Origin of the sequence: Domibacillus sp. 8LH (genome assembly GCF_038806185.1) — a bacterium.
Lineage (GTDB): Bacteria > Bacillota > Bacilli > Bacillales > Domibacillaceae > Domibacillus > Domibacillus indicus_A.
Genome location: NZ_JAVJNG010000002.1, coordinates 12,279 through 26,218, shown reverse-complemented (window position 1 = coordinate 26,218; position 13,940 = coordinate 12,279). Strand labels below are relative to the sequence as shown.

The 13,940-nt window shown below is 46.2% G+C and carries 13 protein-coding genes; all 13 read right to left on the bottom strand.

Annotated features, from left to right (window positions below):
• Nucleotides 1-88: 88 nt before the first annotated feature.
• A complete protein-coding gene (gene ychF / locus RG959_RS03615; RefSeq protein WP_242232489.1) occupies nt 89-1,189 on the bottom strand; it encodes a redox-regulated ATPase YchF in 1,101 nt (366 codons plus the stop codon).
• 181 nt (nt 1,190-1,370) lie between these two features.
• Complete coding sequence (locus RG959_RS03610; protein WP_242232488.1) at nt 1,371-1,568, bottom strand: DUF951 domain-containing protein; 198 nt, start codon at nt 1,566-1,568, stop codon at nt 1,371-1,373.
• A complete protein-coding gene (locus RG959_RS03605; RefSeq protein WP_342795989.1) occupies nt 1,569-2,492 on the bottom strand; it encodes a mechanosensitive ion channel family protein in 924 nt (307 codons plus the stop codon).
• Nucleotides 2,493-2,570: 78 nt separating this feature from the next.
• Entirely contained in the window at nt 2,571-3,548 is a 978-nt protein-coding gene (locus RG959_RS03600; RefSeq protein ID WP_342795988.1) for an ABC transporter permease, read from the bottom strand.
• 1 nt (nt 3,549) lies between these two features.
• Complete coding sequence (locus tag RG959_RS03595; RefSeq protein ID WP_342795987.1) at nt 3,550-5,049, bottom strand: sugar ABC transporter ATP-binding protein; 1,500 nt, start codon at nt 5,047-5,049, stop codon at nt 3,550-3,552.
• A gap of 69 nt (nt 5,050-5,118) precedes the next feature.
• Complete coding sequence (locus RG959_RS03590; protein WP_342795986.1) at nt 5,119-6,219, bottom strand: sugar ABC transporter substrate-binding protein; 1,101 nt, start codon at nt 6,217-6,219, stop codon at nt 5,119-5,121.
• A gap of 144 nt (nt 6,220-6,363) precedes the next feature.
• Entirely contained in the window at nt 6,364-7,059 is a 696-nt protein-coding gene (locus RG959_RS03585) for a DUF554 domain-containing protein (protein WP_342795985.1), read from the bottom strand.
• Nucleotides 7,060-7,062: 3 nt separating this feature from the next.
• The gene (locus tag RG959_RS03580; protein ID WP_251271148.1) at nt 7,063-7,914 is read right to left on the bottom strand and encodes a ParB/RepB/Spo0J family partition protein; all 852 of its coding nucleotides are present in this window, start codon (nt 7,912-7,914) and stop codon (nt 7,063-7,065) included.
• Entirely contained in the window at nt 7,907-8,668 is a 762-nt protein-coding gene (locus tag RG959_RS03575) for a ParA family protein (protein ID WP_342795984.1), read from the bottom strand. Before RG959_RS03575 ends, RG959_RS03580 begins: the two co-directional genes overlap by 8 nt.
• Nucleotides 8,669-8,958: 290 nt before the next feature.
• Complete coding sequence (gene noc / locus RG959_RS03570; protein WP_483298845.1) at nt 8,959-9,798, bottom strand: nucleoid occlusion protein; 840 nt, start codon at nt 9,796-9,798, stop codon at nt 8,959-8,961.
• Nucleotides 9,799-9,867: 69 nt separating this feature from the next.
• Complete coding sequence (gene rsmG, locus RG959_RS03565; RefSeq protein WP_342795983.1) at nt 9,868-10,584, bottom strand: 16S rRNA (guanine(527)-N(7))-methyltransferase RsmG; 717 nt, start codon at nt 10,582-10,584, stop codon at nt 9,868-9,870.
• Nucleotides 10,585-10,599: 15 nt separating this feature from the next.
• Nucleotides 10,600-12,492 (bottom strand): tRNA uridine-5-carboxymethylaminomethyl(34) synthesis enzyme MnmG, encoded by a 1,893-nt coding sequence (mnmG, locus tag RG959_RS03560; protein ID WP_342795982.1) that lies wholly within the window; start codon nt 12,490-12,492, stop codon nt 10,600-10,602.
• A 24-nt stretch (nt 12,493-12,516) separates the two neighbouring features.
• Complete coding sequence (gene mnmE / locus RG959_RS03555; protein WP_309090559.1) at nt 12,517-13,902, bottom strand: tRNA uridine-5-carboxymethylaminomethyl(34) synthesis GTPase MnmE; 1,386 nt, start codon at nt 13,900-13,902, stop codon at nt 12,517-12,519.
• Nucleotides 13,903-13,940 lie beyond the last annotated feature (38 nt).

Genomic DNA, 13,940 nt, shown 5'->3' with positions numbered 1-13,940 from the left:
TGTACTTGTCTAGCTGCAGATGTTTTAGGCCCGCGGGATGATAAGCCTGGCTGGCTTTTACATGCCGCTCCTTCCAAACGCTTTTTGCTTAAACGTTAAAACGGAAGTGAACAACATCTCCGTCTTTCATGACGTATTCTTTTCCTTCAAGACGGACTTTGCCGGCTTCTTTCGCTGCGGTCATCGAGCCGTTCTCAACAAGGTCATCGTACGAAACCGTCTCAGCACGGATAAAGCCCCGCTCAAAGTCTGAATGGATAATGCCGGCACACTGTGGTGCCTTCATGCCTTTACGGAACGTCCAGGCGCGTACTTCCTGCACGCCCGCTGTAAAGTACGTTGCAAGCCCTAAAAGCGAGTACGCAGCTGTGATCAATTGATCCAGGCCGGATTGTTCAATGCCAAGCTCTTCAAGGAACATGGCTTTTTCATCATCATCAAGCTCGGCAATTTCTTCTTCTACCTTCGCGCTGATCACAATGACTTCCGAGCCTTCACCAGCCGCGTATTCACGCACTTTTTGCACATGCTCATTGCCTGATGGGTCCGCGATTTCTTCCTCGCTCACATTGGCCACATACAACATTGGTTTAGCTGTTAACAAGTGAAGCTGCTTGACGATTTTTTGCTGCTCTTCAGTGAATTCCACAGAACGGGCAGGCTTGTCAGACTCAAGCGCTTCTTTCACCAAGACAAGCACGTCATGCTCGGCAACAGCGTCTTTATCTTTTTGCTTAGCAAGCTTTGCCACGCGCGTAAGACGTTTGTCCACCGATTCAAGATCTGCCAAAATAAGCTCAAGGTTAATAACCTCAATATCATCAATCGGGTCTACTTTTCCAGATACGTGCGTGATGTTTTCATCATCAAAGCAGCGTACGACCTGACAGATCGCGTCTACTTCACGGATGTGGGACAAAAACTTGTTTCCTAAACCTTCACCTTTGCTGGCACCTTTTACGATCCCGGCGATATCCGTAAATTCAAACGCCGTTGGAATGGTTTTTTTCGGTGTTACCATTTCCGTTAGTTTCGCCAGACGCTCATCCGGTACTTCCACGATGCCGACATTCGGATCAATTGTACAGAATGGATAGTTGGCTGATTCGGCACCTGCTTTTGTAATTGCGTTAAACAAAGTCGATTTTCCCACGTTTGGAAGACCGACGATTCCTGCTGTTAATGCCATATAATTGGTTCACTCCTTGTTTTCTGTAAACACGTACATAGTATTCTAAACCTTTCCCCATTATATGGACTAAGGCGGAAAAAGGCAACGTAAGAAAAGCGCAAGCCCAAGGTCAGGACGAAATACCAGGGGAAACATCTTCTATTCTAAAACGTCTTTTTGCTCCAAAAGAAAGAGCGGCTTACTCGCCGCTCTCGGTTACTACTTTTTTCATTTTTTTCGCAAATTCACGCCGCGGCAGCATGACACTGTGTCCGCATCCTTCACACTTGATTCGAATGTCCATGCCAAGACGAATGATTTTCCAGCGGTTTGTTCCGCAAGGATGGGCTTTTTTCATTTCTACCACATCGTGCAACGCAAACTGTTTCTCTTCCATTTATGCCGTTCCCCCGCTTTTTGCCTGTTTTGAGCCTGCTTGTGCTTCCTGCTCCGTTCTTGAGTACATCACCATGCGCGGATATGGAATTTCAATTCCGTTCGCATCCAGACATTCCTTGATATCTTTGCGCATCATTCGAGCCACATACCAGTGATTCATCGGCGTTGTTTCCGCTGTAATCCGAAGAGTCACATCTGACGGTCCCAGCATTTGAATGCCGAGCAGCTTCGGTGTATCGACAATTTCAGGATACTTGTCTTTTAATGTCTCAAGAAGCTCGTTAATCACCTTCTCAGCTTTTTCCACATTTTCCTCATAGGCAATACTGATGTCAACGACGGCCACACTGTTATGAAGAGAGAAGTTCGTGACTTCTATAATGCTTCCGTTTGGCAAGATATGAATTTCACCCGTCCATACCTTCAGCTTTGTTGTGCGCAGGCCAATTTCCTCGACTGTTCCTTCAAACTGGCCGATTCGGACAAAATCTCCTACTGAAAACTGGTCTTCAAAAATGATAAAAAAGCCCGTAATCACATCTTTTACCAAGCTTTGAGCGCCAAAGCCAATCGCAAGCCCGAGCACCCCGGCTCCAGCGATGAGTCCTTTTACATCAAAGGTTAGAACCCCAAGTATATTCACAAGCGCAATAAAGTACACCACATACGCCAGCACATTTTCAATCAATTTGAGCAATGTGTTTTCCCGCCGCTCAGAAAACGTCAATGGTGCTTTTGAGCGAAGAGCAAAAAAATTGCGGATGGCGATTTTCCCAACTTTTACAATAAACCACGCCACCAGAATCGTCAGGATAATTTTAATAGCGCCTTCTCCGAACGCAAGCCACGTTTCTTCATTGGTAAACTTTCTCCACAACGATTCGAGGGCGCGCTGATAGGTTGATAATGATTGATCGTCCAAAAAAAGCCCTCCTTCTGCTGGTTTACATAAGTCGTTTCCATTTTAACAGGAGAAAACACTTTTTCACAGAAAATTGAATTATGCGTGTGTCCGCTTATAGTAAGTGAGCGCCAGGGCAAAAGCAAGAACGGACCCTTTTACAATATCCATCGCATAATAAGGGACAGACATCATCACGAGCCCATTTTGCAAAATACCGATTAACACCGCACCAACAAAGGTGCCGAGCGCGTTCGGCTTGCCGGCACCGAGAACGGATAATCCAATAAACGCAGCGGCTACCGCATCCATTAAGTAAGGGCCACCTGCGTTTATTTCAGCCGTCATCACGCGGGAAGCTAATACAATACCGCCAAGCGCGGCTAAAAGTGCTGACAAAATATAAGCGGCTACTTTGTATTTGTTCACAGGAATGCCGGACAAGCGGGCAGCTTCTTGATTGCCGCCAATCATATACATAAACCGGCCGTGCTTTGTCAGTGAAAAAAATCCTTGAACGGCTAAAACGACTACGACCATGATGACGATAATCCAGGGAAGCTGTCCAAGCTTGGCAAAAACAGGGCTGATCACACCTTCTGCATAAGATCCATCAGCCATGACCATGTTTTCAGAAATGGTTGCTCCTTTTGTATATGTTAAAGCAACGCCTTGAATGATAAACATCATCGCCAATGTAGCCAGCATATCTGAAATTCTCAGTTTAACGATCATAATGGAGTTTAATATACCGATGAGCACAGCACCGAGAAGGGCTGCCAGCAGCGCCACCACAAAGCTCTGCGAAAACCAGACAAACATAGAGATCACCACAGCACTTGCCAGGGAAGCGGATGAGCCGACCGATAAATCAAATCCATTTATCGAAAGTGACACTGTAACCCCTACAGCAATAATCGTGACAATGGAAATCGAGCGTAAAATGTTCAAAACATTGTCGCTGCTTATAAAAGCAGGATTTAGGGCGGTAAAAACAGCGATTAACACAATAATGGTTAAGATCGTGCCGTATTTATAAAAAAAATCAAACAACTGAAACGGTTTTTTCTGAGACACTTTATTTTCCTCCTGTTGAATAATACATAACTTCTTCTTCTGTCGTGAGCGCGGTTTCTTTTTCCATCACGGCCTGTCCATCGTAAATCACATACAGCCGGTCTGTCATACCAAATATTTCAGGCAGTTCACTTGATGCGTATAAAATGCCTTTTCCGCGCGCGGCAAGCTCGGTGATTAAGTCAAAAATTTCCCGCTTCGCCCCGACATCAATGCCTTTTGTCGGCTCGTCAAAGATATATACATCCGCTTCGGCAAGCAGCCATTTTCCAATCGCAATTTTTTGCTGGTTTCCGCCTGACAGGTGGCGGACCTTCGTTTCAGGAGACGGTGTCCGCACATCCAGCCGCTCGATAACAGAAACAGCCGTTTCTTTTTCTTTTTTAAAATCAATCCAGGCACCCGCTCTCAGCATCGACTTCAGCGTGGTGACGGTGATGTTTGAGCGGACGGATTCTGACACAAATACACCTTCACGGCGCCGTTCCTCCGGCACAAGTACAAGGCCGCTGCGGACTGCATCGTAAGGCGAACGAAGCGATACCGGCTTTCCTTTTACTTGAATGTTTCCCGCTTCCACTTTGGATTCCCCAAACAGCGCTTTGCATATTTCCGATTTGCCGGCACCGACAAGCCCCGTTAAACCGACCACTTCCCCGGCGTGAACGGTTATATTCGCACCGTTCACACCGGCTGCTGAAAGGCTGGATGCTTGAAGCAGTACCATTCCTTTTTCAGATTTGCGGACTGGAAACTGCTCGTCCATTTTCCGGCCCAGCATGTTTTCGACTACTTCATTTTGCGTCGTGTCTGCTATGCGTTTTTTTGAAACAAGCTCCCCGTTGCGCATAATCGTAATGTCGTCGCAGATTTCAAACAATTCTGGAAGGCGGTGTGAAATAAAAATGATGCTTACATCCTCTTGCTTCAGCTGCCGCACAATCCGGAATAATTCATCAGTTTCTGCCTGGCTGAGCGGAGCGGTCGGCTCATCTAAAATTAAAAAGCGGCAGTCATTTGAAATGGCCCGGGCAATCAGCACCATCTGCTTTTCTGCCAGTGTCAGCTCACTTACCTGCTTTGTTGGAGAAAGAGAAAGGTTCATTCTTTCCAGCAGCGCAGCGGACTTTTCCCGGAGCTTCCTCCAGTGGATCCATCCGCTTTCCCCTTTGCCGTTTACAAGCTGATCCATCATAATATTTTCACCAACGGTTAAATGAGGAATAAGTGCTGTATCTACTTCCTGATAAACCATTTGAATACCATACTTTTTTGCATCAGCCGGCTGACGGACATGAATAAGCTCTCCGTTTATCGACAGCTCTCCTTCATAATGGCCGTAGGCACCGGATAAAATTTTCATAAGCGTTGATTTCCCGGCTCCGTTTGCGCCGATTAATGCGTGAACTTTCCCTGTCTGCGCCTGAAAATCCACTCTGTTCAGCGCTTTTACACCGGGAAAGGAAATCGAAATATTTTTCATATCAAGTGTTGTAGTCATCTTGTATCCTCCTTTCGACGACAGAAAAGGAGGAAATCTCTTTTAAAGAGATTTCCTCGGGTCCTGTTCTTATTTTGCATAATGTTCTTTTAACGTTTTCATCCAGTCTTCTGTGAATTCATCCGACTGTCCCCAGCCTTCCACAACATCGGACAGGCTTTCCATGTTCACTGCGCCATCAGCGGATTGAAGCTGCTCTTTTGAAATAAGCGATGGCTCAAGCGCATATTCCTGTGGTGTTTCTTCACCAGCGATCTTTTTCGCCAGAATACGCATATCGATTGAACCAATTAGTGCCGGGTCTACGGCAGCTGTGTACTGCCAAGGGCTTTTTGGATCTTGAATTTCCTGCAAATCTGCATTGGAAACGTCAATACCGTAAATCTTTACATCATCCCGTCCTGCTTCTTGCACGGCGCGTGCGGCACCGATAGCGAAAGCATCCCATGTTGCAAAAATAGCATCGAGTTTGCCTTCTGGATATTTTTTCAGCATGGCCTGCACGGCATTTTGTGTTTGAACCGTTGTATCAGCAGCGGCTACACCGAAACGGTCCACTTCCTTAATACCTGGGTTTTCACTTAGCTTTTGCTCGTATACGGCATTGCGGCGTACCATTGGCGGGAACCCGTCTACCCATAAATAAGCAATGTTTGCCTTACCCTTTGTATCTTTAATCAATTGGTCAAGAGCCAGTGTTGCCAGTACTTCGTCATCCTGGGATGTCAGGGTCACGCCTTTCACATTTTTTAGTTCCTCATTAGAATCAAATGTAACAACGCTTTTTCCTGCTTCCACAAGCTTTTTCACTTCGCTGACTGTTGCTGCATCATCGCCGTGTGAAATAATAAAGCCGTCGTAATCCTGTGTGAGTCCTTGATTAATCGCATCATGGAATTTAGCAGAATCACCGTTAGCGGTGAATGTGTCTACTTGAAACCCAAGCGATTCGCCTTCTTTTTGTGCGCCCGCTAAAAACTGGGCCGTATGGTCGTCACCGCCAATTTTGCGGATTACTTTAATTTTAACCGGATCTTCTCCGTTTACCTGCTCGGGTACGTTTTCAACAGGTGTATGGCTTCCGCCTGATGAAGCATTTTCGCCGCCGCAGCCTGCTAGAAAAAGTGAAAGTGCTACAGCCGAAAGGCCTAATGTTTGTTTTAACTTCATTGAATCCGCACAGACTATCCTGTGCTGCCCCCTTCCATTTCAATAACCTTATAATTCTTATGTAATAACTAGGATTATTACATGGGAAGGAGCAGGTGTCAATGAGTTTTTTGAAAAATGAAAAAAGCTCCTCCGAAGAGAAGCTTACGGCCAAATCGTTACAAACAAGGCGACGAAGGCAATTGCCGGCAGCAGATTGGCAATGCGTATATTGGTAATTTGAAGCAAATTCAGACCGATGGCAAAAATCATAATCCCCCCGGCTGCCGTCATTTCTAAAATAAAGGCATCCATCCATTCCTGCGAAACAAAACGGTCAATTTGCGTCGCAAACAGGGCAATAAGCCCTTCATATAGAAGAACAGGGACAGCGGAAAATAAAACACCGATGCCAAGTGTAGTCGTTAAAATAAGAGCCGTAATCCCATCGATCAGTGATTTTGTAAACAGCACTTCATGATTTCCCCGGATGCCGCTGTCAAGCGCGCCAATGACACCCATTGCCCCAATGACAAAAATAAGGGTCGCCGTTACAAACCCCTGCGAAATGCTGCCGCTTCCTTTTGAACCTACTTTCTGCTCAAGCCAATTGCCAAGATCATTCAGCCGTTCATCAATTTTAAGTAGCTCGCCCACTACAGCGCCAGCTGTAAGACTCAGAATTACGAGCAGAAAATTTTCGCCCTTCAATCCCATCTGTAAGCCAAGCACTACTACCGCCAGCCCAATCGCGTGCATGACTGTTCCTTTTATTCCTTCTGGAATCCGCGCCATAGAGGCGCCGAGCAATGCACCGGCGCCAATGGCAATTCCATTCACGAGCGAACCTGTTATAAACATCGTTTAACCTCTGTTATCAAGCATTTCCAAGATGCGGTTTAAGTCTTCGGTAGACATATATTCAATTTCAATTTTGCCTTTTTTGCCGTTTTTAGATTGGCGTATTTGCACGGATGTACCGAACCGCTCCCGAAGGACTTCTTCTTGATCTAAAATAAAAATATCTTTTTTAACCGGCTTTGTTTCACGTGAAACTTTTTCTTTTTCTTCTCGGATCCAACTTTCAAGTTGGCGGACGGTCCAGTTTTCTGAAACTGTTTTTTCAGCTGCCTTTAGCTGCTTTGCTTTCGGCTTTACACCGAGCAGCGCCCGGGCATGTCCCATCGATAGTTTTTCATCTGAAATCATATCTTGAATCTCACCCGGCAAATCAAGCAGCCGGACGTAGTTGGCAATATGCGGACGGCTTTTGCCGATCCGCGTGGCAAGCTCTGCCTGTGTAACGTTAAGCTTGTCCATAATCAGCTGATAAGCTGCCGCTTCTTCCATTACGGTTAAATCCTCGCGCTGAAGGTTTTCCAGCAGAGCAAGCTCCATCATTTGGGCTTCTGTTAATTCTTTAATGATCGCCGGCACAGCTTTCATGCCAGCCGCTTTAGCAGCCCGGTAACGCCGTTCTCCGGCTACAATCTCGTATCCTTTTATGCTTTTTCGAAGCACGATCGGCTGCAGGATGCCGTGTGACTGTATAGACTGCTTTAATTCTTCAATTGCTTCTTCTTTAAACTTTTTCCGCGGCTGATGCGGATTCGGGCGAATCTCTTTAACGGAAATATCCTGCACAGTGCTGTTTTTATCATCAGCGCCCAAATCTTTAAAAAGTGCATCCAAACCTCTGCCGAGCCCTTTAGCCATGTGCTGCCACCTCTTTCGCAAAATCAAGATACACTTCTGCACCGCGTGAACGGGCATCATACAGTAAAACCGGTTTGCCGTGGCTCGGTGCTTCACTTAATCGGACGTTACGCGGTATGACAGATTGGTACACCTTGTCATGAAAATACTTTTTCACTTCTTCTGCCACTTGAATACTTAAATTGGTCCGGGCATCAAACATGGTTAATAGAACACCTTCTATGTAAAGGTCTTTATTTAAATGCTTTTGAACGAGCCGTATTGTATTTAACAGCTGATTTAATCCTTCAAGCGCATAATATTCACATTGAACTGGAATTAAAACAGAGTCCGCTGCCGTCAGCGCATTGATCGTTAACAAACCAAGCGATGGCGGACAGTCGATAATAATATAATCAAAGCTTTCACGGAGCGGCTCGAGTGCTCTTTTCATTCGAAGCTCGCGGGAAATAGCAGATACAAGTTCAATTTCAGCACCCGCGAGGGCAATGGTTGCCGGCGCGACAAACATGCCTTCCGCTGTTGTAGGCTTAATGACATCAGCCAGTTCCACATCATCCACAATGACGTCATAAATGCATTGATCTACGCTTCTTTTTTCAATGCCGGCACCGCTTGTTGCGTTTCCCTGCGGATCAATATCAAGAAGAAGCACCTTCTTGTCAAGAGAGGCGAGTGATGCCCCTAAATTTACTGATGTTGTTGTTTTTCCAACGCCGCCTTTTTGATTGGCGACCGCAATTACTTTTCCCAAAAGAAGCCACCTGCTTTCGTCTGTCGGTGTTATCTGTTTTTTATTTTATCAAAATTGGCGCGTTTTGGCTTTTACGCCGTAAAAAAAAAAGCCGCTTTTTATCAAAACGGCTGAGAGTGTAGACAAAGTAAGAAAGCAGGCTGATTGAAAACGCCTGCTCTTTCCAAGAACGCCGCCGGCTGAGAAGCGGAGTGACCTTTTTTAGGTCATGAGTATTCGCAGACGGCAAGTGACGCCGAACGCGGACGTTTTTGGTCAGCCTGAACCGTTTTTTATCAAAACGGCATTGTTTATGATTGCTTTGGTTTTTTCGGAATTTGAATCGTAATCCGATAGAAATCTTCATGGTCTTCTTCATCTTGTTCCACGTGGATGCCGCTTTTCTCTACAAGCACAAGAGACTGGCGAATCGTATTTAACGCAATGCGAATATCACGGCTGACCGCTTTTGTGCGCGGGCGCGGCGGTTCTTTTTCAAGCATTTTGACCACGCGGTCTTCTGTTTGTTTTACATTCAAACCTTTATCGAGCACAATACGCAGAAGCTCACACTGCCATTCAGGCTTTTTCAGCGGCAGCAGCGCCCGAGCATGGCGTTCGGTAACTTTTTTTTCAGCAACCGCCTGCTGCACTTCGTCCGGCAGCTTTAACAGCCTCAGCTTATTCGCAACAAACGACTGGCTTTTTCCGACCATTTGGGCAAGAGACTGCTGGGTTGTATTATTTATATGAAGAAGGCTTTGATAAGCGCTTGCTTCTTCAATTGGAGACAGCTCTTCCCGCTGTATATTTTCAATCAGCGCTGCTGAAGCGGTCTGCTCGTCCGTAAACTGACGGACAATAACGGGTACCGTTTCATGCCCAAGGCTTTTGGCTGCCCGAAAACGGCGCTCCCCTGCTATAATTTCATATTTTTCTTCCTCGATCTCCCGGACAACAATCGGCTGAATAATGCCATGAACGGCAATAGTTGACGCAAGTTCTGCTATTTTTTCTTCTTGAAAGATAAAACGTGGCTGAAATTGGTTCGGTTCCAGAGAGTCTACCGGTATTTCTTTGACTTCATCTACGGGAAACATCATGGCTGTTTCACTTTTTCCGCCAAACAGACGGGAAAAAGGACGCTTCATGTTTACACCACCTTTTCATTCTCCATTCTGATAGTATTCGCCATGAGGCGCCCTGTTCCTGCTTAAGAACTATTCAATTGGTGTTTTATTCGGTGTGCCCGGCTTTCGCGGGTACTTTTTCGGCGTTTCTTTTTTCTTCCGAATCACGATAATCGTCCGCTCACTGTTTTCAATCGGCAGGCGGAAAGAGAAAACCTCTTCCGTTTGACCGCCAAGTGTTCCGATTGCTTTTGCAGCTGTTTCCATTTCATCCGCCGCACTCGCTGCTTTCATGGCAACAAATGTACCGCCCTTTTTCGCAAACGGCAGGCACAGCTCAGACAGGACAGACATGCGGGCAACGGCACGTGCCGTTACGATGTCATACTGTTCGCGATGCTCCGGGTTCCGTCCCATTTCTTCTGCACGTCCGTGAACAAATTGAACATGTTCAAGCTTCAGCTCGGATGCCAGATGATTCAAAAACGTAATACGTTTGTTTAATGAATCAATAATGGTAACATCCAAATTCGGAAAAGCAATTTTCAATGGGATGCTTGGAAAGCCGGCGCCGGCGCCGACATCACAAATCCGGGCTGGTTTTGTTAAATCGGTATAGATGCCAGCTGTAAGTGAATCGTAAAAGTGCTTCATATACACTTCTTCCTGCTCGGTAATCGCAGTGAGATTCATTTTTTCGTTCCACTCTACAAGCAGTTCATAGTAGCGCTGAAACTGGCCAAGCTGTTCTTCAGACAGCTCAATGCCGTTTTTGGCAAGTTCGGATTGAAATTGGTCGATTTTCATGTTTTCGTTCCTTTCTTATTCGCTGACGGTCCGTGCAACACGGCCCTGCTCAATGTAAACAAGCAAAATGGAAATATCGGCCGGGTTCACGCCTGAAATACGTGAAGCCTGTGCGATGGAAAGCGGACGGACTTCTTTTAAGTTTGTCCGTGCTTCATTGGCGATACCGCTCACTGCATCGTAATCAATGTCAGCCGGAATTTTTTTGTTTTCCATCTTCTTCATCCGGTCCACCTGTTGAAGGGACTTTTCAATGTATCCTTCATATTTAATTTGAATTTCCACTTGCTCTTCCACTTCTTCATCAAGCGGAGCATCTGCCGGGATAAGCTGCTTGATTGCCTCATACGTCATTTCCGGACGGCGCAGAAGGTCTGCTCCTCGAATGCCGTCTTTCAGCTCGCTTCCACCCGCTTCACGAATAAGCGCCTGTGTTTTTTCGTCCGGTTTAATAATCGTTGCTTTCAACCGGTCGATTTCAGCCGCAATCGCTTCTTTTTTCGCCAGGAAAGCTGCATAGCGTGCTTCAGAAATCGTGCCGATTTTGTAGCCGATTTCTGTTAAGCGGAGATCCGCGTTGTCATGACGAAGAAGAAGGCGGTATTCCGCACGGGAAGTGAGCAGGCGATATGGTTCGCTCGTTCCTTTTGTGACAAGGTCGTCAATCATAACACCGATATAAGCGTCGGAACGGCTCAGCACTACTTCTTCTTTGCCAAGCACACGGCACGCAGCGTTAATACCGGCCATTAAACCTTGTCCAGCTGCTTCTTCATAACCGGATGTACCGTTAATCTGCCCAGCTGTGTACAAGTTTTTCACTCGTTTTGTTTCCAGTGTCGGCCATAGCTGTGTCGGCACAACTGCATCATACTCAATCGCATAGCCCGCACGCATCAGCTGTGCTTTTTCAAGGCCCGGGATTGTCCGAAGCATCCGGTATTGTACATCTTCCGGCAGGCTTGTAGAAAAGCCCTGTACGTATACTTCTTCTGTATTCCGTCCTTCCGGCTCAAGGAAAATCTGGTGGCGCGGCTTATCATTAAACCGGACTACTTTATCTTCGATTGATGGACAATAACGCGGTCCGCGTCCTTTAATGACGCCAGAGTACATCGGAGAACGGTGCAGGTTTTCACCGATAATATTATGTGTTTCTTCATTTGTATACGTCAGCCAGCATGGCAGCTGATCCATGATAAATTCTTTTGTTTCATAGCTGAATGCACGGGGAACATCATCACCCGGCTGAATTTCCGTTTTGGAATAGTCGATTGTCCGGCTGTTGACACGCGGCGGTGTCCCTGTTTTAAAGCGGACAAGTTCAAAGCCAAGCTCATCTAAATGCTCGGATAGCTTTACAGAAGGCTGCTGATTGTTCGGGCCGCTGGAATATTTTAAATCACCGAGAATGATTTCACCACGCATAAATGTTCCGCTCGTAATAATTACAGCTTTTGAACGATAAATGGCACCCGTTTGCGTGATGATACCGCGGCATTCTCCATCTTCCACGATTAACCGCTCTGCCATTCCTTGAACGAGCGTTAAATTCGGCTCGTTTTCAATCGTTTTTTTCATTTCCTGCTGGTACAGCACTTTATCCGCCTGCGCGCGCAGCGCCCGCACAGCCGGTCCTTTTCCTGTATTCAGCATTCTCATTTGAATGTGTGTTTTATCAATATTTTTAGCCATTTCACCGCCAAGCGCATCGATTTCCCGGACAACAATTCCTTTTGCCGGTCCGCCGACAGACGGGTTGCATGGCATGTAAGCGATCATATCAAGGTTAATGGTAATCATTAACGTTTTGGCGCCTGTCCGTGCAGAAGCAAGCCCTGCTTCTACTCCAGCATGGCCCGCCCCAATAACAATGACTTCATATTCGCCTGCTTCATAGTAATTCATGCTGTTTTTCTTCCTTTCCGTTCATTATTTCCCGAGGCAAAATTGTGAAAACAGCTGATCAATCAAGCTTTCGTGGACGCTTTCGCCGATAATTTCCCCGAGCAGCTCCCACGTTCTTGTTAAATCAATTTGAACGATATCAATTGGCACGCCTGCTTCTACTCCATGAATAGCGTCTGTTATAGAGCGGCTTGCCTGGTTTAATAGGGCAATGTGCCGGGAATTAGACACATACGTCATATCCTGCGCACCAACTGCACCTGAGAAAAACAAACCGGCAATCGCTTCTTCCAATTCATCAATTCCTTTTTCCTCAAGAAGCGACGTCGTCACAAGACGGCTGCTGCCAGCCAGTTCTTTTACACGGTCCATATTTATTTTCGGCTCAAGATCCGTTTTGTTCACAATGACAATAACATCCATACCGCTTGCTGCTTGAAACAGCTTTTCATCTTCCGGCGTCAGCTCGTCAGAATAGTTTAATACAAGCAAGATAAGATCCGCTTCTTTTAGTACTTTTCTTGAGCGCTCCACCCCGATTCGTTCCACAATATCTTCTGTTTCGCGAATACCCGCCGTATCAACTAGACGGAGTGGCACGCCGCGCACGTTCACGTATTCTTCAATTACATCACGTGTTGTGCCGGGAATATCCGTGACAATCGCTTTGTTTTCTTGTACGAGCGCATTTAAAAGTGAAGATTTACCGACATTCGGACGCCCGATAATAACTGTCGACAACCCTTCACGTAAAATTTTACCTTGTTCAGCTGTCCGGAGCAGACGTTCAATTTCAGATTGAACAAACTGTGATTTTTCAAGAAGCACACGGTGTGTCATTTCCTCCACATCGTCATATTCCGGATAATCAATGTTCACTTCCACATGAGCCAACGTTTCAAGAATCTCCTGGCGAAGCCGCCCAATCAATCGGGACAGCCGCCCTTCCACTTGGTTTAATGCCACGTTCATCGCCTTGTCTGTTTTGGCACGAATCAAGTCCATTACAGCTTCTGCCTGTGATAAATCAATACGGCCATTTAAGAAAGCACGTTTTGTGAATTCACCGGGTTCGGCAAGACGCGCTCCTTCATTTAAAACAAGCTGCAGTACACGGTTAACGGCTGTAATGCCTCCGTGACAGTTGATTTCCACGACATCTTCGCGGGTGAATGTTTTTGGCCCTTTCATTAAAGAAACCATCACTTCCTCCGCGACACGTCCTGTGGATGGATCCACTAAATGGCCATAGTGAATTGTATGACTCGGCACTGTGGACAACTGCTTTTGTCCAGGTGCACGAAACACTTTATCCGCAATGGAGATCGCCTGATCGCCGCTTAATCGAACGATTGCAATAGCCCCTTCTCCCGGCGGTGTTGAAATAGCTGCTATTGTATCAAATTCCACGTTGTTCACCTCTTTCATATTTATGTTGATATATGTGA